Source organism: Streptomyces sp. SDT5-1 (assembly GCF_052245995.1).
Taxonomy (GTDB): Bacteria; Actinomycetota; Actinomycetes; order Streptomycetales; family Streptomycetaceae; genus Streptomyces.
Window position 1 is genome coordinate 4307980 of sequence record NZ_CM125963.1, and the last position, 23439, is coordinate 4331418.

The window sequence follows — 23439 nt, forward strand, 5'->3', positions numbered from 1 at the left end:
GGCGTCAGGCGGCCCTGCGCAGCCCCTGGAAGACCAGCTCGACCACGGCGTCCGCCACTTCCCGGTCGCCGAGCCCGCCGCCGTCGGGCCGGTACCACTCGACCAGCGAGTTGATCATGCCGAAGACGAGCCGGGTGGCGAGCCGCACCTCGATGTCGCCGCGCACGTCCCCGTCGGCCGCCGCCGCCTTGAGCAGCTGCGCGACCTGGTGGTCGAACTCCCTGCGCCGCTCCATGGCCCACCGCTCGGTGTCGGTGTTGCCGCGCACCCGCAACAGGAGCGTCACGTAGGGCAGTTCACCGGTGAGCACCTCGACCATGCGCCGGGTCACGTACTCCAGGCGCTCGATCGCGCGTCCTTCGCGCGCGGGTCGCTCGTCGAGGATCGCGAAGAGGCCGTCGAGCGCCCGGCTCACGGCGCGGCGCAGCAGCTCCTCCTTGCCCGTCACGTGGTGGTAGATCGACGACTTGGAGATGCCCGCCGCCTTGGAGAGGTGCTCCATGGACGTGCCGTCGTAGCCGCGCTCGTTGAAGACGGTGACGGCGACCGCGAGCAGGCTGTCGGGCGTGTAGGTGTCGCGGCGCGCGCCCGCGTCCCTTCGTGCGGTGGTCATGCGGACCCCTCCCACTTCTTGGGGGTGTACGAGTGCCTGAAGAGGGCCAGGGACGGCGCGTACCGCCCCGAGGGGTCGCGCTCGTGCAGCTCCTCGAGCAGTCCGCAGGCCCAGCCGCGGCCGAGCCTGCGGCTCCACTCCAGGGGCCCCAGCGGGTAGTTGACGCCCAGGCGCATCGCCGTGTCGATGTCCTCCTGTGTGGCCACCCCGCGCGCGAGGGCGTCGTGCGCGAGGTCGATGATCCGCGCCACGGTGCGGGCCACGATCATGCCGGGCACGTCGCCGATGACGCTGACCTTCTTGCCGAGCGCCTGGAAGAGTCCGACGGCCTCGGCGAGGGTGCGCGGGTTGCCCTCCTGGCAGGTGGCCAGGGCGATGCGGGTGGCCGTGCGGTAGTCGAGGGCGAGGTCGAAGTAGACGACGTCGCGGAACTCGACGGACGTCTGGCCGTCCGCCTGCACGAGCTGGCCGCCGCTGGGCAGCACGATGCGCGTGCCCTTGTCCTCGTCCTCCTGCACGACCTCGATGCCCGCCTCGCGCATCATCGGGATCAGCTCGCCCGCGGACTCCAGGTCGCCCTCGACGGTCACGCGCGCGGGCGGCTGTTCGGGCCCCGCGGTGTGCGGCTCAGGCCGCTCCTCGTCCTCCCCGTACGCGTACCAGCCCTGGCCCGACTTGCGGCCCAGGCGGCCGGCCTCCACGAGGCGGCGCTGGGACAGCGAGGGCCGGAACTTGGCGTCCTGGAAGAAGCCCTCCCACACGGAGCGCGTCACTGCCTCGTTGACGTCCTGGCCGATCAGGTCGGTGAGCTCGAAGGCGCCCATCCGGAAGCCGCCGCTCTCGCGCAGCACGGCGTCGATGGTCGCGGGGTCGGCGCCCTGCTCCTCGTGCACCGCGAACGCCTCGGCGTAGAAAGGCCGCGCCATCCGGTTGACCAGGAAGCCCGGGGTGTCCGCGCAGGCCACCGGGGTCTTGCCCCAGGCGCGGGCGGTCTCGTACGCGCGCGTGGCCGCGGTGACGTCGGTCGCGGCGCCGGAGACGACCTCGACCAGCGGCATGAGCGGCGCCGGGTTGAAGAAGTGCAGGCCCACGAACCGGCCCGGCCTGCGCAGGGCCCCGCCGATCGCCGTCACGGACAGGGACGAGGTGTTGGTGGCGAGCAGGCAGTCCTCCGCGACCACGTCCTCGAGCTTGCGGAACAGGTCCTGCTTGACGTCCAGTCGCTCCAGGACGGCCTCGACGACGAGCGTGGCAGGCGCCAGCTCGCCGAGAGTCCCCGCGGGTTCGAGCCGGTCGACCGCGGCCGCCCGCTCGTCGGCGCCCATGCGGCCCTTCTCGACAAGCCGGTCGAGGCGCGCGGCGATCGACTCCGCGGCGCTCCTCGCACGCCCGGGCACGGCGTCGTACAGCCGGACGGGGTGCCCGGCGACAACGGCGACCTGGGCGATGCCTTGGCCCATCGTGCCGGTGCCGACCACGCCGACGAGACGGTCATGTGCTGTCATGCACGTGATCCTCCCGCACCCGGTCGCGCCATGGGGTCAGGGGGCCGGTGCGGCCGAATTCCTCCTGGTTTTCCACAGCTTTTCCGCACCCCCTTGTCCCGACCGATCGTTCGGTTACTCTAACTCTGTCCGTCCGTTCCTGCCCAGTCCTGCCCAGTCCCGCCCAGCTCGCCGGCTCGACGAGGAGCCGCAGCCCAGGAGGAGTTGGTCCCCCATGGCCGCCGCCGAACTCACCGTGCACGACCTGATCGCCAAGCACCGGCCGACGCTCGACCAGGCGCTCGAGGCGATCCGCACCCGCGCGTACTGGTCCCCGCACCCGGAGCACCCCAAGGCGTACGGGGAGAACGGGAGCCTGAGCATGCCCGAGGGCAAGGCCGCCTTCGACGCCCTGCTCGGCACCCGCCTCGACCTCGGGCAGCCGGGCACGGACGACTTCGTGGGCGGCGAAGTGTCGCCGTACGGGATCGAGTTGGGCGTCACGTATCCGCACGCGGACGTCGACGTGCTGCTGCCTGCCATGCGCGCGGGCATGCGCGCGTGGCGCGAGGCGGGCGCCGAGGCGCGCGCGGTCACCTGCCTGGAGATCCTGGCCCGGATCAGCGCGCGGACGCACGAGTTCGCGCACGCGGTCATGCACACCAGCGGCCAGGCCTTCATGATGGCGTTCCAGGCCGGAGGACCGCACGCACAGGACCGCGGCATGGAGGCGGTGGCGTACGCGTACGTGGAGCAGTCGCGGACCCCGGACGCCGCGGGGTGGACCAAGCCGCAGGGCAAGCGCGACCCCCTGGTCCTGAACAAGGAGTTCACGCCGGTCGCGCGCGGCGTCTCGCTGCTGATCGGCTGCAACACGTTCCCGACGTGGAACGGGTATCCGGGCCTGTTCGCCTCCCTCGCCACCGGAAACCCGGTCCTGGTGAAGCCGCACCCGCGCGCGGTGCTGCCGCTCGCCCTGACGGTCCAGGTGGCCCGCGAGGTGCTCGCCGAGGCGGGCTTCGATCCGAACCTGGTGGCGCTCGCGGCCGAGCGGCCCGGCGAGGGCATCGCCAAGACGCTGGCCGTGCGCCCCGAGATCAAGATCATCGACTACACGGGCTCCACGGCCTTCGGCGACTGGCTGGAGACCCACGCACGGCAGGCGCAGGTCTACACGGAGAAGGCCGGTGTGAACACGGTCGTCATCGATTCCACCGACGACTACAAGGGCATGCTCGCGAACCTCGCGTTCTCGCTGTCCCTCTACAGCGGCCAGATGTGCACGACCCCGCAGAACCTCCTGGTGCCGCGCGAGGGCATCACCACGGACCAGGGCCCGAAGACGTACGACGAGGTGGTGGCCGACCTCGCCGCGTCGGTCGGCGGCCTGCTCGGCGACGACGCGCGGGCGAACGGGCTGCTCGGCGCGCTGGTCAACCCGGACGTGAAGGCCCGCCTGGAGGCGGCCCCCGGCATCGGCGAGGTCGCCCTGCCCTCCCGGGAGGTCGCCAACCCGGACTTCCCGGACGCCGTGGTGCGCACCCCGGTCATCGTGAAGCTGGACGGCGCGAAGCCCGACGCCGAGGCGGCCTACATGAGCGAGTGCTTCGGCCCGGTGTCCTTCGCGGTCTCCGTGGACTCGACCGGCGACGCGGTGGACCTCCTGCGCCGCACCGTGCGCGAGAAGGGCGCCATGACGGTCGGCGCGTACACCACCACCGAAGAGGTGGCCCAGGCCGTCGAGGACGTCTGCCTGGACGAGTGCGCCCAGCTCTCGCTCAACCTCACGGGCGGGGTGTACGTGAACCAGACGGCGGCGTTCTCCGACTTCCACGGCTCGGGCGGCAACCCGGCGGCGAACGCGGCACTGTGCGACGGCGCCTTCGTGGCGAACCGCTTCCGGGTGGTGGAGGTGCGCAGGGAAGCCGTCTGAGGCGCTACGGCGCGTGCGTGCTGTGCGCGCTCCAGTGGAACAGGGTCATGCCGACACTGGTGGCCAGGTTGTAGCTGGAGACCTGGGGCCGCATCGGCAGGGACACCAGCTGGTCGGCCCGCGCGCGCAGTGCGTCGCTCAGGCCGCTGCGCTCGGACCCGAAGGCGAGCAGGGCGTCGTCGGGCAGCTTCAGGCCGCGGATGTCGGCGCCCTCGGGGTCGAGCGCGTACAGCGGCCCCCTGGGCAGCTCGTCGACGTCGAGCCGCTCCACGGCGGTCGCGAAGTGCAGCCCGGCCCCGCCCCGTACGACGGTGGGGTGCCAGGGGTCGAGGCTGCCCGTGGTGACGACGCCGGTCGCGCCGTAGCCGGCGGCGAGGCGGATCACGGCGCCCGCGTTGCCGAGGTTGCGCGGGTTGTCGAGCACGACGACGGGCGTGGTGCGGGCGGGGCGCCCGAGCACGGCGAGGTTGTCGGCCCGCGCGGGACGCCCGGCGAGCGCGGCGACCCCGGTGGGATGCAGCCTCGGCACGAGCCCGCGCAGCACCTCCTCCGGCACCTCCACGAGGAGCCCGGCCAGCTCCCGTACGACATCGGGGGCGAGGTCGTCGGCCAGGGCTAGCGCGGCCGACCGGTCGACGGCGAGCGCGACCGGGACGTCGGCGCCGAAGCGCACGGCGTGCTTGAGGGCGTGGAACCCGTCGAGCAGCACCGAGGCGTCCGCTCCCCGCCGCCAGGCCCGCACGGCGTCCTCGGCGCTCCGTGGCGCCTGCGAAGGCCGCTCGTCCCGCATGCCGCCCGCGCCGTCCGCCGTGCTCGTCCCGTTCACGCCAGGAAGCCTACGTGCGCACCGCGGGCTGCTCCGACGGCACCGGGCCACCGCCGCCCCGCACGTCCTCCCGGTCGGGCGCGGCACCGTTCTTCGTAGGGCCGAAAACGCGACCACGCGCGCGTGCCGCCCAGCCGCCGACCCGCTTCAGGAAGGACGTCGGCAGGAACACCGCGTCCGCGGCGATCATCGCGAGCGAGAAGAACGGCAGCCCGAGCACGACGGCGATGACCGCGTGCTCCAGCATCATGAAGACCAGCAGGACGTTCTTGAGGCGCCGGTTGAAGACGGTGAACGGGAAGGCGACCTGCACGGCCACCGTCCCGTACGTCACGAGCAGCACCATCGGCCCGTACGCGGTCAGCAGGTCGCCGAGGGCCGGCCAGGGCGAGAAGTAGTCCAGGTGGAGCGGATAGTAGACCGCGGTGCCGTCCTGCCAGCGGCTGCCCTGGATCTTGTACCAGCCGGCCGTCGCGTAGATGAGGCAGGCCTCGACCATGACGACGAGCAGGGCGGCGTTGTGCATGAAGTTGGCGACGACGTCGCACAGGAGGCGGGGATCGCCCTGCCGATCGCGGCGGTTCACGGCCCACCACACCCCGTGGGCCGCCCACATCGCCCAGAAGAGCAGCAGCCAGCCGCCGCCGACCCGGCCGGTGAACGTGATCGCGGCGAGGACGAGCCCCATGACCCACCACAGCACGACGCCGAACCGGTCGTCGCCCCCGCGCCGCGCCCGCCGTGCGTCCAGCGACCAGACCTGCGCGCAGCGCGTGAAGACGAGGTAGATCGACATGAGGTGGATGACGTTGTCGCCGCCGTCCCCCATGAAGACGCTGCGGTTCTGCAGGGACAGCACGCCGACCATGAAGAGCACCGACATGGTGCGGGTGCGCCAGCCCAGCATCAGCAGCGCGGCCGAGAGCACGGCCACCGCGTAGACGAACTCGAACCAGCCCTGCCCGTCGGACCACATCAGCGCGCTGAACGCGTGGTTGTCCTCGGTGAGCTGCTGGGCCATGCCCCAGCTCCACGGCCCGTCGGGGCCGTACATCTCCTGCCGGTGCGGGAACTCGCGCAGCAGGAAGAGCAGCCAGGTCGCGGAGAACCCGATGCGGATCACGGCGCTCTGGTACGGCGCCAGCGCGGACCCGGTGATCCACTGGAGGCCGTCGCTCAGCCGCTCCCGAAGGCGGCTCAGGGCGGTGGTGCCGCTCATCGCTCACCGCCCGTGGAGGTCTTCGCCGGGGCCTGGCCCGCGGACTGCACGCTCGTGCCGCTGTCGAGCGGCACGTCGCTGGTGGTGACCGTCCACCAGGGCACCACCCGGTAGACCGGCTTCTGGTTCACCTTCTCGTCACTCCACTTCGGGGGCGCGACACTCGTCGTCTTCGAGCGGATCTGGACGCGCTCGACGGTCTCTCCCTCGCCCGCGGCGCCGAGCCGGTCGAGGCGCAGCACGAGGATGCGGCGCAGGTACTGCTCGGACAGGGTTCCGCGCAGCCCGTTGGGCCGGTTCTGCGCGTCGTGGGTGCTCGTGTAGACGTCCCAGGCGCGGCGCAGCTCGTTCTGCTGCGTGTGACTGGGCAGCAGGTTCCCGTCGATGGCGGCGCCGTCCTGCGCGGAGAGGCCGTACCAGCGGGTCGCACGGAGTTCGCCGTCGGGCGTACGGACCTCGGCGCGGGCCTGCACCGCGATGTTCTGCTGCAACGGGTTGGGCGCGAACAGTTTCCAGTTCTGCTCGAACTCGGGGTAGACCCAGGCGCTGACCAGCGCGCCGTGCCGCTTGGTGATCGTGTTCGACGGCGCGACGTGCAGGAACACCATGAGGATGTGCACGCCCGTGACGAGCGCGACGCCGATGAGGGCGAGGACGGCGGTCAGCTGATACCCGGGCGGGAGCGCGGCGATCCCGCGTCGGACGGGGGCGTCGGGCGCGGTGCCGGTCCGAGGCTCGGGCGCGGTGCCGGGGTCGGCGTCGGGACCCGGATCGGTGCCGGCGTCGGCCGGCGCGGCGGTCGCGGGTTTCTCGGGGCCGCGGGGGTGCGGCGGGGCCGAGGGCTCCGTCGCGAGCCGGGCGCCGTCGTCCGCGGCGCCTGCTTCTGTCTCCATCGGTACTCCCCGATCCCGATCCGGTTCTTCCGGTCCCCAGTCGATACCGCCGGTCGGCGCTCGGGCGCCGAACCGATTCCCCGTCGCCGCCCCGGCGGGACGACGCACCGGAACCGTACTGGGGGGCGCCTGCGCGGCACAGGCGTCCGAGGTTATCCACAGGCCGACTGCACAGGGTTGACACCTTACGGCGCCGAGACCCACCATTGAATCCGACGAACCGAACGATCGGTCGGGAGCCATCCGCCCCCGATCCGGAGTCGGACACCCAAGGTCGAGGGGGACCGGGCAATGGCGACAGCAACCCCGCACCACCGCGCAGCCGACGCACGGGCCGACGGCGGCGCCACGTTCGGCGACGCCGCGTACCAGGCCGTGTTCGACGCGGCGGTGGCGGCCGACGAGCGCATCGAGCCCCGCGACTGGATGCCCGACGCCTACCGCGCGACGCTCGTCCGCCAGATCGCCCAGCACGCCCACTCCGAGATCATCGGCATGCAGCCGGAGGCGAACTGGATCACGCGCGCCCCCTCCCTGCGCCGCAAGGCGATCCTCATGGCCAAGGTCCAGGACGAGGCGGGGCACGGCCTGTACCTCTACAGCGCGGCGGAGACCCTCGGCACCGGCCGTGACGAGCTCCTCGACAAGCTGCACAGCGGCCGCCAGAAGTACTCCTCGATCTTCAACTACCCGACGCTGACCTGGGCCGACGTCGGAGCGATCGGCTGGCTCGTGGACGGCGCTGCGATCACGAACCAGGTGCCGCTGTGCCGCTGCTCGTACGGGCCGTACGCGCGGGCGATGGTGCGCATCTGCAAGGAGGAGTCCTTCCACCAGCGGCAGGGGTACGAGCTGCTGCTCGCGCTCAGCCGCGGCACGGAGGCGCAGCACGCGATGGCCCAGGACGCCGTCGACCGCTGGTGGTGGCCCTCGCTGATGATGTTCGGCCCGCCCGACGACGAATCGGCACACTCGGCCCAGTCGATGGAATGGAAGATCAAGCGCCACTCGAACGACGAGCTGCGCCAGCGCTTCGTGGACATCTGCGTCCCGCAGGCCGAGTCCCTCGGCCTCACGCTCCCCGACCCGGAGCTGAAGTGGAACGAGGAGCGGGGACAGCACGACTTCGGGCCCATCGACTGGTCGGAGTTCAAGGCGGTCCTCAAGGGCAACGGGCCGTGCAACGAACAGCGCATCACCCAGCGCAGGCGCGCCCACGACGAGGGCGCGTGGGTGCGCGAGGCCGCCGCGGCCCACGCGGCCAAGCACTCCACGAAGGCCACGACGGACGAAGGCAGGGCGGCATGAGCGACACCCCCACCCCCGCGGCGCAGGGCGGCACGGACTGGCCCCTGTGGGAGGTCTTCGTGCGCTCCCGCCGCGGCCTCTCCCACACCCACGCCGGCAGCCTGCACGCCCCGGACGCCGAGCTGGCCCTGCGCAACGCGCGGGACCTCTACACCCGCCGCGGCGAGGGCGTCTCCCTGTGGGTCGTGCCGTCCGCCGCGATCACCGCGTCCTCGCCGGACGAGAAGGACCCGTTCTTCGAGCCGGCCGCCGACAAGCCCTACCGGCATCCGACGTTCTACGAGATCCCGGAAGGGGTGAAGCACCTGTGACGCAGTCTGCTCCGCACGAGACGACGGACACCGCCACCTCGTCCGGCACGGCCTCCGCCGCGCTGGCGCTCGGTGACGACGCCCTGGTGCTCTCGCACCGCCTGGGGGAGTGGGCGGGCCACGCGCCGGTCCTCGAGGAGGAGGTCGCCCTCGCGAACATCGCCCTCGACCTGCTCGGCCAGGCCCGCGTCCTGCTGAGCCTGGTGGGCGACGAGGACGAGCTGGCCTATCTGCGCGAGGAGCGCGCCTTCCGCAATCTTCAGCTGGTCGAGCAGCCGAACGGCGACTTCGCGCACACCATCGCCCGCCAGCTCTACTTCTCGACGTACCAGCAGCTGCTCCACACCGAACTGGCCGCAGGCGATTCGGAGTTCGCTCCCCTGGCCGCCAAGGCGGTCAAGGAGGTCGCCTACCACCAGGACCACGCCCGGCAGTGGACGCTGCGCCTCGGCGACGGCACGGACGAGAGCCACGCGCGGATGCAGCGCGCGGTCGACGCCCTGTGGCGCTACACAGGCGAGATGTTCCAGCCGGTGCCCGGCTTGGACGTCGACGCGGAGGCCCTGCGCGCGAGTTGGACCGCGAGCGTCACGGACACGCTCAGGACCGCGACGCTGACCGTGCCCGAGGGCCCTCAGCTCGGCGGCTGGAGCGCGGGGGCCGGGCGACAGGGGCTGCACACCGAGCCCTTCGGCCGGATGCTCGCCGAGATGCAGCACCTGCACCGCAGTCACCCGGGGGCGTCATGGTGACGACGGCGCGCGAGACCCCGCTCGAGGAGGAGCTGCGCAGGCTCGCCGGTTCCGTGCCCGACCCCGAGCTGCCGGTCCTGAACCTGGAGGAGCTGGGTGTGCTGCGGGCCGTGCACGCGCGCGGACCCGGCAGCGTGGAGGTCGAGCTGAGCCCCACGTACACCGGGTGCCCGGCGATCGAGACCATGTCGGCCGACATCGAGCGGGTGCTGCACGAGCACGGCGTCCCCGACGTCACGGTCCGCCCGGTGCTCACGCCGGCCTGGTCCACGGACGACATCACCCCCGAAGGCCGCCGCAAGCTGCGGGAGTTCGGCATAGCGCCGCCCCGTACGACGCGGGAGCCCGCGGGACCCGTGACCGTCGCCCTCGGCCCGACCCGGCACACGGCGTCCGACGGCCCGTCCCCGTCCCCGTCCCCCGCCGCACCGGAGCAGGAGCCCCTCGCCTGCCCGCACTGCGGGTCGACGGAGACGGAGCTGCTGAGCCGGTTCTCGTCCACCGCCTGCAAGGCCCTGCGCCGCTGCCTGGCCTGCCGCGAACCCTTCGACCACTTCAAGGAGTTGTGATGGCGCACGAAGGGGGACGGGCCCGCTTCCACCGGCTCCGCGTCACGGCGGTGGACCGGCTCACCGACGACTCCGTGGCACTGACCTTCGCCGTGCCGCCGGAGCTGCGCGAGGCGTACCGTTTCACGCCGGGCCAGCACCTCGCCCTGCGCCGCACGGCGGACGGGGCGGAGATCCGGCGCACGTACTCGATCTGCTCGCCCGCGCCTGTGGAAGGGGCCCCGAGCAGCCTCCGGGTCGGCGTGCGCCTGGTCGAGGAGGGCGCCTTCTCCACGTACGCGCACAAGGAGATCGCCGTCGGCGACGAGGTGGAGGTGATGACCCCGGCCGGCCGCTTCACCCTCGACCCGCACCCGGCCACCGAGCCCGCCCCGACGACCGGCCACTACGCGGCCGTGGTCGGCGGCAGCGGCATCACGCCCGTCCTCTCCATCGCCGCCACCCTCCTGGAGCGGGCGCCGCACGCGCGGTTCTGCCTGATACGCAGCGATCGCGGCACGGCGTCGACGATGTTCCTGGAGGAGGTCGCGGACCTGAAGGACCGGTACCCGGACCGGTTCCAGCTGGTCACCGTGCTCTCCCGGGAGGAGCAGCAGGCGGGCCTGACGTCCGGCCGGCTCGACGAGGAGCGGCTCACCTCCCTGCTGCCGGCGCTGCTGCCGGTGGAGCGGGTGGCGGGCTGGTACCTGTGCGGTCCCTACGGTCTCGTGCAGGGGGCCGAGCGGGCGCTGCACTCGCTGGGCGTCCGGCGCGAGCGGGTCCACGAGGAGATATTCCACGTCGACGACGGCCCGGCCAGGGACCGGAAGGCCGCGCCGACGCCCGCGCACAGCACGGTGACCGCGCAGCTCGACGGCCGGTCGGGGAGTTGGGCGGTGGAGGACGGCGAGTCGGTCCTGGAGACCGTGCTGCGCAACCGTCCGGACGCGCCGTACGCCTGCAAGGGCGGCGTGTGCGGGACCTGCCGCGCGTTCCTGGTCTCCGGCGAGGTCCGCATGGACCGGAACTTCGCGCTGGAGGCCGAGGAGACCGAGGCGGGTTACGTGCTGGCCTGCCAGTCCCATCCGACGACGGAGAAGGTGGAACTGGACTTCGACCGCTGACCACCGCGCCGCACACCGAGCCCCGCCCCGAACCCCGCGCTTCCCGCTCGCTGTTCCCTTCTCGTAGAACCTGTTCTATCTTGACGCACCGTCAGATCGCGTCGTCGGTTCGCGCCGTCAGGGCACGCCGTTGGGTCACGGACCAGATCACGGACGCGGTGCGGCGGATGGCAGGAACCGCGCCGAACGGGAGGCAGGGCCAGTGGACTTCACCTTCTCCGAGGAGCAGCAGGCGGCCGTCGAGGCGGCGAAGGCGGTGTTCGGGCCGGTCGCGCCCGACGGGGTGCCGAGCCCCTCGCTCACGTCGGGCGCGGTCGCGGAGGACTTCGACCGCGCGCTGTGGGCGAAGGCCGCGGACGCCGATCTGCTCAGCCTGCTGATCGGCACCGAGCACGGCGGGGCGGGGCTCGACGTCATCGCGCTCTGCCTGGTGCTGCGCGAGTCGGCGAAGGTGCTCGCCCGGATCCCGCTGCTCGAGCACAGCGCGGCCGCCACGGCCGTAGAGGCCTTCGGCACACCGGAGTTGCGGGAGGAGGTGCTCCCCCGTGCGGCGCGCGGCGAGCTGGTGCTGACGGTCGCCTCCGCGGGCCGCACCGGCCACGATCCGGCCGAACTCGCGGTGACCGCCCGCAAGGAGACCGCGGACGGCCGACGCGACGGTTACGTCTGGGTGCTGGACGGGGTGCAGACGGCCGTGCCCTGGGCGTTCGGGGCCGACCGGATCCTCGTCCCCGCGCACACCGGGGAGGGCGAGGCGGTGCTCGCGGTGCTGCCGGGACCGTTCGCGGAGCTGCCGGGGTGCACGCTCGCCGAGCAGATCTCGACGACGGGCGAGCGCCAGGCCGAGCTGCGTCTGGAGGGCGTCCGGGTCGAGGCGCGGCACGTCATCGAGGACGCCACGGCCTGGACCCGGCTGCACGAGCTGCTCGCCACCGGCACCTGCGCGCTCGCGCTCGGCCTAGGCGAGGGCGTGCTCGGGATGACCAGTGACTACGCGGGGAAGCGGGAGCAGTTCGGGTATCCCATCGCCACGTTCCAGGCGGTCGCCGTGCAGGCGGCCGACCGGTACATCGACCTGCGTGCCATGGAGGCCACGTTGTGGCAGGCCGCCTGGCGGATCAGCAGCGGGGCGAGCGGACCGCTGCCGGTCGCGGGGGACGTGGCGGTCGCCAAGACCTGGGCGTCGGACGGCGTACGACGCGTCGTGCAGACCGCGCAGCACCTGCACGGCGGGTTCGGCGCGGATACGGACTACCCGCTGCACCGCTACCACGCGTGGGCCAAGCACCTGGAGCTGTCGCTCGGCCCCGCAGCCGCGCACGAGGAGGCCCTCGGCGACCTCCTGGCCGCCCACCCTCTCGGCTGAGCGGGCGCCCGGGCCCAACCCTTCGGCTGGAGCGGGCTGCACCGACCGGCTCAGGCCCACCAGGCCCACTCAGCCCACTCGGGCCCGCTCGTCCGGCCCACTCGGGTACTCGGACCCGCTCAGCCGGCCCCACTCAGGCCCACCCGGGCCCGCTCAGGCCCGGGGAAGTCGTCAGGCCACCGCGCCCGGCTGGCCGTTGTCGTCCACGACGGGGCGGCCGGCCGCCTGCCAGGCCTGCATGCCGCCGTCGACGTTCACCGCGTCGACGCCCTGCTGGGACAGGTACATGGTGACCTGGGCGGAGCGGGCGCCGGAGCGGCAGATCACGTTGACCCGGCCGTCCTGCGGCGCGGCCTCCGTCAGCTCGCCGTAGCGGGCGACGAACTCGCTCATGGGGATGTGCAGCGCGCCCGCGGCGTGGCCCGCCTGCCACTCGTCGTCCTCACGGACGTCGAGGAGGAAGTCCTCCTCCTTGAGCTCGTCGACAGCGACCGTGGGCACACCAGAACCGAAAACCATGCCCCCGACGCTACCCCCTCGCGCCACGGGCCCCGGCACCACGGGCCTCAGGAAGCGGTCAGCCGCTCCAGCTCGGCCTCCTGCTCGGCGACCTGTGCGAGCAGCTTCTCGGCGATCTCGTCGAGCAGGGCGTCCGGGTCGTCGGGAGCCATCCGCAGCATCGAGCCGATCGCGCTCTCCTCCAGCTCCCGCGCCACCGCCGTGAGCAGCTCCTTGCGCTGCGCCAGCCACTCGAGGCGGGCGTACAGCTCGTCGCTCTCGGTCGGCTGCTGCTCGGCCGGCGCAGGACCCTTGTCCCACTCCTCGGCCAGCTCGCGCAGCAACGCCGCGTCACCCCGGCCGTACGCCGCGTTCACCCGGGAGATGAACTCGTCGCGCCGCTCCCGCTCCCGCTCGTCCTGCGCCAGGTCCGGGTGCGCCTTGCGGGCCAGCTCGCGGTAGAGCTTGCGGGCCTCCTCGCTGGGCCGCACCCGCTGCGGCGGCCGGACCGGCTGGTCGGTCAGCATGGCGCTGGCCTCGGGGAACAGCCCGTCCCCGTCCATCCAGCCGTGGAACAGCTCCTCGACGCCGGGCATCGGCATGACCCGCGCCCGCGCCTCGTCGGCCCTGCGGCGGTCCTCCGGGTCGCCGCTGCGGGCCGCCCGCGCCTCCGCGATCAGCGCCTCCAGCTCGTCGAGCCGCGTGTACATCGGCCCGAGCTTCTGGTGGTGCAGCCGCGAGAAGTTCTCCACCTCGACGCGGAAGGTCTCCACGGCGATCTCGAACTCGATCAGCGCCTGCTCGGCCGCGCGCACGGCCCGCTCGAGCCGCTCCTCCGGCCGCTCCGCAGCCCGCGGCGCCTCGGCCCGAGGCGCCTCGCCGCCCTCGGCAGAGCCCTCCGCGGCGCCCGCCTCACCACCCTCGGCAGAGTCCTGCGCGGACCGCGCCTCGGCCCGCTCGTTGAGGCGTTCCTTCAGGCGGTCCTTGAGGTGCTGCCGAGGCTGCTCCTCCGGCTGCTGCCCTGCCGCGTCGTCGGTCTCCGGGGTCGTCACCCGACCAGCGTAGGGCACGGGCTCCGCCGCCCCTGAACCGCTCAGACCCCCGCCTCCGCGGCCACCCTCCCCTCGCGCACGGCCCGCACCAGCGCACCGTGGTCGGCCTCGGTCCGGTTCGCGTAAGCGACGGCGAACGCGGCGATCGCCTCGTCCAGCTCCTCGTTCTTCCCGCAGTACCCGGCGACGAGCCGCGGGTCGGCGCTGTGCGCGTGGGCGCGGGCGAGCAGCGCGCCCGTCATCCGCGCGTAGTCGTCGATCTGGTCGGCGGCGAGGGCCGCCGGGTCGACGCTGCCCTTGCGGTTCCTGAACTGCCGGACCTGGAAGGGCCGTTCGTCGACCGTCGTCCAGCCGAGCAGGATGTCGCTCACGACCTGCATCCGCTTCTGCCCCAGGACCACCCGCCGGCCCTCGTGCCCGACGGCCTCCGCCGCGAACCCGGCCGTCTCCAGGTGCGGCAGCAGCGCCGAGGCCCGCGCCTCCTTCACCTGAAGCACGAGCGGCTCGCCCCTGTGGTCGAGGAGCAGCACCACGTAGGAGCGGGTGCCGACGCTGCCGGTGCCGACGACGCGGAAGGCCACGTCGTGGATCGCGTACCGCCCGAGCAGCGGCAGCCGGTCCGCGGACAGGGTGTCGAGGTAGGGGCCCAGCGCGCTCGCGACGGCCGCGGCCTCCGCGTCGGGCACGGACCGCAGCACCGGCGGCGCGTCCACGAACCGCCGGCCGCCGCCCTCGACCTCGACCGTGGACTTGGCGGCGAACCGCCCGCTGGTGTTCCTGCTGGCCTTCTCGGATACCCGCTCCAGGGTGCCGAGCAGGTCGTGGGCGTCGGTGTGGGAGACGAGCTCCTCGTCCGCGATCGCGTTCCACGCCTCCAGGGCCGGGAGCTTCGCGAGCAGCCGCATGGTCCGCCGGTAGGCCCCGACCGCGTCGTGTGCGGCCTCCTCGCAGGTGTCCTCGTCGGCCCCCGCCTCCCGGCCCGCGAGCACGAGCGAGGTGGCGAGCCGCTTGAGGTCCCACTCCCAGGGGCCGTGCACGGTCTCGTCGAAGTCGTTGAGGTCGATGACGAGGCCGCCCCGCGCGTCCGCGTAAAGCCCGAAGTTGGCCGCGTGGGCGTCGCCGCAGATCTGGGCGCCGATGCCGGTCACGGGCGTGCGCGCGAGGTCGTACGCCATGAGTCCCGCGGAGCCGCGCAGGAAGGCGAAGGGGGTGGCGGCCATGCGGCCCACGCGTATCGGCGTCAGCTCGGGGATCCGCCCCCGGTTGGACTCCTCGACGGCGGTCGGCCCGTCCGGCCGGTCCGGGTCCGCGGTGAACTCACGGTGCGCGGTCCGCGCCACCTTGTCGCGCAGCGCCTTGCCCGCCGCCTTGGGCGAGCCACCGGCGTCCGGCGTCGCCGCCGCGAACCCCGGGACCCTCGGCAGCCGCCGCGCCCCGGTCTCTCCGGCCTCCGCCGCCCCGCCCTGCCGCGGCACCGCCACGCGTTCCGATCCACCCATGACCGACCGCCTCCCCGTCCCGTACGAACATCGCGCACGGGGCCGTCCCCGCACGTCACGTGCGCTCGGAGACGACCGTACCGCCGGTCGGAAAGACGCGTCAGGGCCTGTGGAAAACCCTCAGCACGTGCACAACTCGCTCACTCGGCAGGCCCGTTGCTTCACTCCGCGGGCCCGTTACTTCCGGAACTCCTCCGGGCACGTCCCGCCCTCGGCCCCCAGGTACTTCTCGGCCCACTCGCCGAGCTCCTTCAGCGCGGGCTGGAGCGCGGCCCCCGCCGCGGAGAGCCGGTAGGAGACGCGCAGCGGCGGCCCCTCGTCGACCTGGCGCACGACGAGTCCCGCCGCGCCCAGCTCGGTCAGCCGGTCGGAGAGCATGCGCTCGCTGATCCCGGGGATGGCCCGGCGCAGGTCGGCGAAGTGCCGGGGGCCGCCCATCAGGACGGACACGATCAGCCCCGTCCACCGCTTGCCCAGCAGTCCGAAGACGCGCGTCATCCCGATGTCGACCGTCGAACACCTTGCCCCGCTGCCCACCATGCCCCCAGCGTACTGCTTTCCCGTACGGGGATGAAAAAAAGTAAGCCCCTGTGCTATTACTAGTTACATACTCAATTATCGCGCTCCGGGACCCAACGGGGCGCACGCACCCCCACGGGAGAGATCCATGGCCACCCTGCTCCACATCGACTCCTCCGTCTTCGACGGCCAGAACTCCGCCTCGCGCGCCGTCACCGACGCCTTCCGCAAGGCCTGGCAGGAGCAGCACCCCGAGGGCACGGTCGTCTACCGCGACCTGGCCGCGAACCCGGTGCCGCACATCACCGCCGCCTCCCACCTGGCCGGCTTCACCCCCGCCGACGCCCACTCGCCCGAGCAGGCCGCCGTCTTCGCCGAGCGCATCAAGCTCATCGAGGAGCTGGAGCAGGCGGACGCGATCCTGATCGGCGCCCCGATGTACAACTTCTCGATTCCGTCGACGCTGAAGGCGTGGCTCGACAATGTGATCCTCATGGGCCGCACCTCCGGCCCCGAGACCCAGTCCGCCAAGGGCACCCCGGTCACCGTCGTCGCCAGCCGCGGCGGCTCCTACGCGCCGGGCACCCCGCGCGAGGGCTTCGAGTACGTGCAGAACTTCCTGGGCGCGACCCTGCGCGACGCCCTCGGCCTCGACCTGGACTTCATCGTCCCGGAGCTGACCATGGCCCCGCAGAACCCGGCGATGGCCGAGCTTGTCCCGCTCTTCGAGGCCTCCCGTGACAAGGCTCTCGCCGACGCCCAGGAGAAGGGCAAGGCGGTCGCCGCCCGCGTCGCCGCCTGAGCAGCGCCGCACCTTCCTTAGAGACGTGACATAACCCACAGGGCCCCGCCCTGTGGGTTATGTGCGTCCCGCCGCCCCCCGGCAACGCAAAAGCCCCGCAGATCCGAAGATCTGCGGGGCTTTTCGCTGTGCGCGAGGGGGGAGTTGAACCCCCACGCCCTTGCGGGCACTGGAACCTGAATCCAGCGCGTCTGCCTATTCCGCCACCCGCGCATTGGGTGTGTCCTCCGGCTCCTTGCCCTTGTGGGCCCGGCGCCTTCCGACGAACAAAACATTAGCACGCTGCGGAGGGTGGATTCACATCCGTTCCCGGGGCCGCCGAGCGGGCACACGGAGAGGGGGCGGAGTCCGGATCGCCCACGGTCCACAGCCGCGTACGGGACACTGTTCGGGAGGCCACCTCTACGATCCCCACATAGGGGCCCGGACGAGGGCTGTGAGCGTCGACACTCATCGAGCAGGCGGACAGGGGGAACCAGCCGATTTCCCGACGCGTGGATACGATCAGTAAGCAGTACCAAGAAGGTAAGCAGTACCGAGAAGGCAGGACGGCTACGAAGGAGGAGGTGCCTCATGGGAGTCCTGAAGAAGTTTGAACAGCGCCTCGAGGGGCTGGTCAACGGCACCTTCGCCAAGGTCTTCAAGTCCGAGGTGCAGCCCGTCGAGATCGCGGGCGCGCTGCAGCGCGAGTGCGACAACAACGCGACGATCTGGAACCGCGACCGAACCGTCGTCCCCAATGACTTCATCGTGGAGCTCAGCGCGCCCGACTACGAGCGGCTGAGCCCCTACTCGGGCCAGCTCGGCGACGAGCTGTCCGGCATGGTGCGCGACTACGCGAAGCAGCAGCGGTACAGCTTCATGGGCCCGATCAAGGTGCACCTGGAGAAGGCGGACGACCTGGACACGGGTCTGTACCGGGTACGCAGCCGCACCCTCGCGTCCTCCACCAGCCAGGAGCGCCCGCAGCAGCGCCCCGCGCCGGCCGCCCGGCCGCACCAGGCACCCGGGGGCTACGGATACCCGCAGCCCGCCGCTGCCCCGCCGATGCCCTCGGCCCCTCCGGGCCGTCCGGCGCAGGCACCCCAGCCGGCTCACGCCGGGTCGGGACAGCAGGCCGACGCGGGCCCGCTGCCCGGCGCCCGCGTGCGCCACTGGATCGAGATCAATGGCACACGCCACCAGATCTCCCGCCCCACCCTCGTGCTCGGCCGGTCCACCGAGGCCGACGTGCGGATCGACGACCCCGGCGTATCGCGCCGGCACTGCGAGATCCGGACCGGAACGCCCTCGACGATCCAGGATCTCGGATCCACCAACGGCATCGTGGTGGACGGGCAGCACACCACCCGCGCTACGCTCCGCGACGGTTCGCGGATCGTCGTGGGCCAAACCACCATCGTTTACCGGCAAGCCGAAGGGTGAAGCGGGGGCAATGTCAGAGCTGACCCTGACGGTCATGCGGCTGGGTTTCCTGGCCGTTCTGTGGCTGTTCGTGATCGTGGCCGTCCAGGTCATCCGCAGCGACCTGTTCGGTACGCGCGTCACCCAGCGCGGTTCGCGCCGTGAGAGCGGGCGCCCGCAGCAGGCCGCGCGCCAGTCCGCGCCGCCGCAGCAGCGCCAGCAGGGCGGCGGTGGCCGGCAGCGGCGCGGCGCCCCCACCAAGCTGGTCGTCTCCGAAGGCACCCTCACCGGTACGACGGTGGCGCTGCAGGGGCAGACGATCACGCTCGGCCGCGCGCACGACAGCACGATCGTGCTCGACGACGACTACGCGTCGAGCCGGCATGCCAGGATCTACCCGGACCGGGACGGCCAGTGGATCGTCGAGGATCTCGGGTCCACCAACGGCACGTATCTCGACCGGACCCGCCTCACGACGCCCCAGCCCGTCCCGCTGGGCGCGCCGATCCGCATCGGCAAGACCGTCATCGAGCTGCGGAAGTAGTGCTACGTCATGAATGAGCGCGAGCGGAGCGAGCGGGCCGTCGCGGACGTCCCGGCCGATGCGGGCCCGGACACCGGCGCGCTCCCGACCGGAGGGTGGGCAGTGTGGTTCGACACGACCGGCTGTACCCGGAGTCTGAGCCAGCTGGGCAGGTGCGCATGAGTCTGTCACTGCGCTTCGCCGCCGGATCACACAAAGGCATGATCCGCGAGGGCAACGAGGACTCCGGTTACGCCGGTCCCCGGCTGCTCGCGATCGCCGACGGCATGGGCGGCCAGGCCGCCGGCGAGGTCGCCTCCTCCGAGGTGATCTCCACCATCGTCGCGCTCGACGACGACGTGCCGGGTTCGGACATCCTGACCTCGCTCGGCACCGCCGTGCAGCGGGCCAACGACCAGCTCCGCATGATGGTCGAGGAGGACCCCCAGCTCGAGGGCATGGGGACCACCCTGACCGCGCTGCTGTGGACGGGCCAGCGGCTCGGCCTCGTACACGTGGGCGACTCGCGTGCGTACCTGCTGCGCGACGGCGTGCTCACGCAGATCACGCAGGACCACACGTGGGTGCAGCGCCTCGTCGACGAGGGCCGCATCACGGAGGAAGAGGCCACCACCCACCCGCAGCGCTCGCTCCTGATGCGCGCGCTCGGCAGCGGCGACCACGTCGAGCCCGATCTCTCGATCCGCGAAGTGCGGGCCGGTGACCGGTACTTGATCTGCTCCGACGGCCTGTCGGGCGTCGTCTCCCACCAGACGATGGAGGAGACCCTCGCCAGCTACCAGGGCCCGCAGGAGACGGTCCAGGACCTGATCCAGCTGGCGCTGCGCGGCGGCGGCCCCGACAACATCACGGTGATCGTCGCGGACGTCCTCGACATCGACAGCGGGGACACCCTCGCCGGTCAGCTGTCGGACGCCCCGGTCGTCGTCGGCGCGGTCGCCGAGAACCAGCAGGCGCTGCACGAGGGCTCCGCCATGGAGACCCCCGCGGGCCGCGCCGCCGGACTCGGCCGCCAGGGCCACGGCCCGGTGCCCGGCGGAGGCGGCGAGTTCGGCCCGCCCGACAGCGGCGCCGTGGACCACTTCGCGTACTCCGACGAGGACTTCGTGAAGCCGCGGCCGCGCCGCAGGTGGCTGAAGAGATCCCTCTACACGGTGCTCGCCCTGGCCGTCATCGGCGGCGGCCTCTACGGCGGCTACCGGTGGACCCAGACCCAGTACTACGTCGGCACCAACGAGGAGCACGTGGCGCTGTACCGGGGCATCAGCCAGGACCTCGCCTGGGTGAGCCTGTCCAAGGTGGACAAGGACCACCCGGAGATCCAGCTCAAGTACCTCCCGCCGTACCAGCGCAAACAGGTCGAGGCGACCATCGCCGAAGGCGACCTGGCCGCCGCCCAGGACAAGATCCAGGAACTGTCCGCGCAGGCCACCGCATGCGAGAAGCAGGCCGCGCGGGACAAGGCCGAGAACGAGAAGAACGCGAAGACCGGCGAGGGCGAAGCGGGCGGAACCTCCACGGGAGGGACGGCGTCCAAGGCGTCGTACCGCACCGTCACACCCACGCCGAGCCCGTCGTCGTCCGGCAAGTCCAAGACCTCTCCCACGCCCACCCCTGGCCCCACTCTCTCCGAGGAAGAGCAGCAGCTGGCCAAGGCGTGCGCGCAGCAGTAGAAGCCGTTGGGGGCCTCAGCACGCCATGAGTAGTAACTCCACGACGCATACGTCGACCATTGGAGCGATCGGAGCACCCAGTCGGCGCAACACCGAGCTGGCGCTCCTGGTGTTCGCCGTCATCATCCCGGTGTTCGCGTACGCCAATGTGGGCCTCGCCATCGACGGCGAGGTCCCCGCGGGCCTGCTCGGCTACGGGCTCGGCCTCGGTCTGCTCGCGGGCGTCGCCCACCTCGTCGTACGGAAGTTCGCGGCGTACGCGGACCCGCTGATGCTGCCGCTGGCCACGCTGCTCAACGGCCTGGGCCTCGTCGTCATCTGGCGGCTCGACCAGTCGAAGCTGCTCCAGTCGATCGACCAGGCGGGCAGCGCGGCGCCGAAGCAGCTGATGTACACGGCGATGGGCATCGCGCTCTTCATCGTGGTGCTGTTCTTCCTGAAGGACCACCGCGTCCTGCAGCGGTACACCTACATCTCGATGCTCGGCGCGGTCGTCCTGCTGCTGCTCCCGCTCGTTCCGGGCCTCGGCCAGAACATCTACGGCGCCAAGATCTGGATCCACGTCGGCGGCTTCTCCATCCAGCCCGGTGAGTTCGCGAAGATCGTCCTCGCGATCTTCTTCGCCGGCTATCTGATGGTGAAGCGGGACGCCCTGGCGCTGGCCTCGCGCCGCTTCATGGGCCTGTACCTGCCGCGCGGCCGCGACCTCGGTCCGATCCTCGTCGTCTGGGCGATCTCGATCCTCATCCTGATCTTCGAGACCGACCTCGGTACGTCGCTGCTGTTCTTCGGAATGTTCGTCATCATGCTGTACGTCGCCACGGAGCGGACCAGCTGGATCGTCTTCGGTCTGCTGATGTCCGCGGTCGGCGCCGTCGGTGTGGCCACGTTCGAGCCGCACATCCAGCAGCGTGTGGACGCCTGGCTGGACCCGATGAAGGAGTACATGCTCAGCCGCCAGGGCGTGGCCGGGCACTCCGAGCAGGCCATGCAGGCGCTGTGGGCCTTCGGCTCCGGCGGCACCCTCGGCACCGGCTGGGGCCAGGGCCACTCCGAGCTGATCCGCTTCGCCGCGAACTCCGACTTCGTCCTCGCCACCTTCGGCGAGGAGCTCGGCCTCGCGGGCCTGATGGCGATCCTGCTGCTCTACGCACTCATCGTGGAGCGCGGCGTGCGCACGGCCCTCGCGGCCCGCGACCCCTTCGGCAAGCTGCTCGCCGTGGGCCTCTCCGGCGCCTTCGCGCTTCAGGTCTTCGTCGTCGCGGGCGGTGTGATGGGGCTCATCCCGCTGACCGGTATGACGATGCCCTTCCTCGCGTACGGCGGTTCCTCCGTCATCGCGAACTGGGCGCTCATCGGCATCCTGATCCGGATCAGCGACACGGCGCGGCGGCCCGCGCCCAGCCCGACGCCAAGCCCCGACGCCGAGATGACCCAGGTGGTCCGACCGTGAACAAGCCCCTGCGCCGTATCGCGATCTTCTGCGGCCTCCTGATCCTGGGCCTCCTGATCCGCGACAACTGGCTCCAGTACGTGAAGGCCGACTCGCTCGCCTCCAACAAGGAGAACCGTCGCGTCGCCATCGAGCGGTACTCCACGCCGCGCGGCGACATCATCGTCGACGGAAAGTCGATCACCGGCTCGAAGGCGACCACCGGCACCGACCTCAAGTACAAGCGCACCTGGAAGGACGGGCCCATGTGGTCGCCCGTCACCGGGTACGCCTCGCAGGTCGTCGGCGCCAGCCAGATCGAGAACCTCGAGGACGGCATCCTCAGCGGCAACGACGACCGGCTCTTCTTCCGCAACACCCTCGACATGATCACGGGCAAGCAGAAGGAGGGCGGCAACGTCGTCACGACGCTCAACGCGGACGCGCAGAAGGCCGCCTACGACGGTCTGAAGAACCGCGGCAAGGGCGCCGTCGCCGCCATCGAGCCGTCCACCGGCAAGATCCTCGCGCTCGCGTCCACCCCGTCGTACGACCCGTCGTCCTTCGCCGGGAACTCCACCGAGGACGGCAAGACGTTCCAGCGCCTCGACAAGGACAAGGACAAGCCGCTCCTGAACCGCGCGCTGCGCGAGACGTACCCGCCCGGCTCGACGTTCAAGCTGGTGACGGCCGCGGCCGCGCTGGAGAGCGGGAAGTACCAGCCGGACCAGAAGACCGACACCCCGCTGCCGTGGATCATGCCGGGCACGACGACCCCGCTGAAGAACGAGGGCAACATCCCGTGTGAGAACGCCACACTGCGGAACGCCCTGCGGGTCTCCTGCAACACCGTCTTCGGCAAGATCGGCTCGGACCTCGGCAACGAGTCGATGCTCGAGGAGGCGGAGAAGTTCGGCTTCAACAAGGAGCAGTTCATCCCCGTCCGCTCGAACAAGTCCGTGTTCTCCGACGACATGAACAAGTCGGAGACCGCGCTCTCCTCGATCGGCCAGTTCAACACCGCCGCAACCCCGCTCCAGATGGCCATGGTCGCCTCGGCGATCGCCAACGACGGCAAGCTCATGGAGCCGTACATGGTCGACGAGCTGAAGGCCCCGAACCTCGACACCATCGAGAAGACGGACCCGAAGGAGCTGAGCCGGCCGCTCTCCGAGGACAACGCGCAGAAGCTCCAGTCGATGATGGAGACCGTCATCAACGAGGGCACCGGCACCAACGCCAAGATCCCCGGCGTCACCGTCGGCGGCAAGACCGGTACCGCCCAGCACGGTGTCGACAACAGTGAGAAGCCTTACGCCTGGTTCGTCTCCTACGCCAAGACGTCCTCCGGTTCGCCGGTCGCCGTCGCCGTGGTGGTCGAGGACGGCAGCGCGAACCGCGACGACATCTCCGGTGGCGGTCTGGCCGCCCCGATCGCGCGGGACGTGATGAAGGCGGTCGTGGACAGCAAGAAGTGACGGAGCGAACCCCGGATTCACCACTCCTTGTGAGCCCGGTCACTCGTCGTTCACAGAGACGCACGTGGCGATACCGGTCCTGTCACGGGTCACGGTGGTGGCCAGGTCACGCTGAGCGAGCCGGGTACCGTATGGCCCGGACAGCACACCGCCCGACCCGA

General features: G+C 71.7%; 22 protein-coding genes and 1 tRNA gene. 13 read left to right on the forward strand and 10 right to left on the reverse strand.

What is annotated here, in order from left to right:
- Positions 1–4 precede the first annotated feature (4 nt).
- Complete coding sequence (locus ACTWJ8_RS19825) at positions 5–613, reverse strand: TetR/AcrR family transcriptional regulator (RefSeq protein WP_356386690.1); 609 nt, start codon at positions 611–613, stop codon at positions 5–7.
- Positions 610–2118, reverse strand: coding sequence for a 3-hydroxyacyl-CoA dehydrogenase (locus ACTWJ8_RS19830; protein WP_443264759.1), 1509 nt, complete (start codon positions 2116–2118; stop codon positions 610–612). Before ACTWJ8_RS19830 ends, ACTWJ8_RS19825 begins: the two co-directional genes overlap by 4 nt.
- 214 nt (positions 2119–2332) lie before the next feature.
- Here ACTWJ8_RS19830 and paaN point away from each other — a divergent pair, with 214 nt between their 5' ends.
- Positions 2333–4030, forward strand: coding sequence for a phenylacetic acid degradation protein PaaN (paaN, locus tag ACTWJ8_RS19835; protein ID WP_443264761.1), 1698 nt, complete (start codon positions 2333–2335; stop codon positions 4028–4030).
- A 4-nt stretch (positions 4031–4034) separates the two neighbouring features.
- On the opposite strand, the gene ACTWJ8_RS19840 is transcribed toward paaN, so the two are convergent.
- The 3 genes from ACTWJ8_RS19840 to ACTWJ8_RS19850 are packed head-to-tail and all read right to left on the reverse strand — an operon-like array spanning position 4035 to position 6968.
- On the reverse strand, positions 4035–4820 hold the full coding sequence (locus ACTWJ8_RS19840) for a TrmH family RNA methyltransferase (protein WP_443264941.1): 786 nt from the start codon (positions 4818–4820) through the stop codon (positions 4035–4037).
- 46 nt (positions 4821–4866) lie between these two features.
- Positions 4867–6075, reverse strand: a complete 1209-nt coding sequence (locus ACTWJ8_RS19845; RefSeq protein WP_443264762.1) for an HTTM domain-containing protein — start codon at positions 6073–6075, stop codon at positions 4867–4869.
- Complete coding sequence (locus ACTWJ8_RS19850) at positions 6072–6968, reverse strand: DUF5819 family protein (RefSeq protein WP_443264764.1); 897 nt, start codon at positions 6966–6968, stop codon at positions 6072–6074. Before ACTWJ8_RS19850 ends, ACTWJ8_RS19845 begins: the two co-directional genes overlap by 4 nt.
- Before the next feature lie 291 nt (positions 6969–7259).
- On the opposite strand from ACTWJ8_RS19850, the gene paaA reads away from it, so the two are divergent.
- The 6 genes from paaA to ACTWJ8_RS19880 all read left to right on the forward strand — a co-directional run bounded on the left by paaA (position 7260) and on the right by ACTWJ8_RS19880 (position 12377).
- On the forward strand, positions 7260–8276 hold the full coding sequence (gene paaA, locus ACTWJ8_RS19855; protein WP_443264766.1) for a 1,2-phenylacetyl-CoA epoxidase subunit PaaA: 1017 nt from the start codon (positions 7260–7262) through the stop codon (positions 8274–8276).
- Entirely contained in the window at positions 8273–8587 is a 315-nt protein-coding gene (paaB, locus tag ACTWJ8_RS19860) for a 1,2-phenylacetyl-CoA epoxidase subunit PaaB (protein ID WP_356386674.1), read from the forward strand. Before paaA ends, paaB begins: the two co-directional genes overlap by 4 nt.
- The gene (paaC, locus tag ACTWJ8_RS19865) at positions 8584–9339 is read left to right on the forward strand and encodes a 1,2-phenylacetyl-CoA epoxidase subunit PaaC (RefSeq protein WP_443264768.1); all 756 of its coding nucleotides are present in this window, start codon (positions 8584–8586) and stop codon (positions 9337–9339) included. The genes paaB and paaC overlap by 4 nt, the downstream gene beginning before the upstream one ends.
- Positions 9333–9908 carry a 1,2-phenylacetyl-CoA epoxidase subunit PaaD gene (paaD, locus tag ACTWJ8_RS19870; protein WP_443259917.1) on the forward strand — a complete coding sequence of 192 codons (576 nt, stop codon included), beginning with the start codon at positions 9333–9335 and terminating at the stop codon, positions 9906–9908. Before paaC ends, paaD begins: the two co-directional genes overlap by 7 nt.
- Positions 9908–11011: a 1,2-phenylacetyl-CoA epoxidase subunit PaaE gene (paaE, locus tag ACTWJ8_RS19875; protein ID WP_443259918.1), complete on the forward strand. Its 1104-nt coding sequence runs from the start codon at positions 9908–9910 to the stop codon at positions 11009–11011. Before paaD ends, paaE begins: the two co-directional genes overlap by 1 nt.
- Positions 11012–11213: 202 nt before the next feature.
- Entirely contained in the window at positions 11214–12377 is a 1164-nt protein-coding gene (locus ACTWJ8_RS19880) for an acyl-CoA dehydrogenase family protein (RefSeq protein WP_443259919.1), read from the forward strand.
- Between the two features lie 171 nt (positions 12378–12548).
- Here the strand turns inward: ACTWJ8_RS19880 and ACTWJ8_RS19885 are convergent, their stop codons facing one another.
- The 4 genes from ACTWJ8_RS19885 to ACTWJ8_RS19900 form a co-directional block, all read right to left on the reverse strand.
- The gene (locus ACTWJ8_RS19885; protein ID WP_356386660.1) at positions 12549–12896 is read right to left on the reverse strand and encodes a rhodanese-like domain-containing protein; all 348 of its coding nucleotides are present in this window, start codon (positions 12894–12896) and stop codon (positions 12549–12551) included.
- Between the two features lie 47 nt (positions 12897–12943).
- Positions 12944–13927: a hypothetical protein gene (locus ACTWJ8_RS19890; protein WP_443259920.1), complete on the reverse strand. Its 984-nt coding sequence runs from the start codon at positions 13925–13927 to the stop codon at positions 12944–12946.
- Positions 13928–13968: 41 nt separating this feature from the next.
- Positions 13969–15426, reverse strand: coding sequence for a DUF2252 domain-containing protein (locus tag ACTWJ8_RS19895; protein WP_443259921.1), 1458 nt, complete (start codon positions 15424–15426; stop codon positions 13969–13971).
- 177 nt (positions 15427–15603) lie between these two features.
- Positions 15604–15966 (reverse strand): winged helix-turn-helix transcriptional regulator, encoded by a 363-nt coding sequence (locus tag ACTWJ8_RS19900; RefSeq protein WP_356386654.1) that lies wholly within the window; start codon positions 15964–15966, stop codon positions 15604–15606.
- 127 nt (positions 15967–16093) lie between these two features.
- Here ACTWJ8_RS19900 and ACTWJ8_RS19905 point away from each other — a divergent pair, with 127 nt between their 5' ends.
- Positions 16094–16747 (forward strand): FMN-dependent NADH-azoreductase, encoded by a 654-nt coding sequence (locus tag ACTWJ8_RS19905; RefSeq protein WP_356386651.1) that lies wholly within the window; start codon positions 16094–16096, stop codon positions 16745–16747.
- 129 nt (positions 16748–16876) lie between these two features.
- Here ACTWJ8_RS19905 and ACTWJ8_RS19910 read toward each other — a convergent pair.
- A tRNA-Leu gene (locus ACTWJ8_RS19910) sits at positions 16877–16960 on the reverse strand.
- A gap of 360 nt (positions 16961–17320) precedes the next feature.
- On the opposite strand from ACTWJ8_RS19910, the gene ACTWJ8_RS19915 reads away from it, so the two are divergent.
- The 5 genes from ACTWJ8_RS19915 (at position 17321) to ACTWJ8_RS19935 (ending at position 23278) form a co-directional block, all read left to right on the forward strand.
- Positions 17321–18172: a DUF3662 and FHA domain-containing protein gene (locus ACTWJ8_RS19915; protein WP_356386648.1), complete on the forward strand. Its 852-nt coding sequence runs from the start codon at positions 17321–17323 to the stop codon at positions 18170–18172.
- Positions 18173–18182: 10 nt separating this feature from the next.
- Positions 18183–18695 carry an FHA domain-containing protein FhaB/FipA gene (locus ACTWJ8_RS19920; RefSeq protein WP_356386645.1) on the forward strand — a complete coding sequence of 171 codons (513 nt, stop codon included), beginning with the start codon at positions 18183–18185 and terminating at the stop codon, positions 18693–18695.
- A gap of 158 nt (positions 18696–18853) precedes the next feature.
- Positions 18854–20368 (forward strand): Stp1/IreP family PP2C-type Ser/Thr phosphatase, encoded by a 1515-nt coding sequence (locus tag ACTWJ8_RS19925; RefSeq protein ID WP_356386643.1) that lies wholly within the window; start codon positions 18854–18856, stop codon positions 20366–20368.
- 25 nt (positions 20369–20393) lie between these two features.
- Entirely contained in the window at positions 20394–21821 is a 1428-nt protein-coding gene (locus ACTWJ8_RS19930) for an FtsW/RodA/SpoVE family cell cycle protein (RefSeq protein ID WP_356386640.1), read from the forward strand.
- A complete protein-coding gene (locus ACTWJ8_RS19935) occupies positions 21818–23278 on the forward strand; it encodes a peptidoglycan D,D-transpeptidase FtsI family protein (protein WP_356386637.1) in 1461 nt (486 codons plus the stop codon). Before ACTWJ8_RS19930 ends, ACTWJ8_RS19935 begins: the two co-directional genes overlap by 4 nt.
- Positions 23279–23439: the final 161 nt, after the last annotated feature.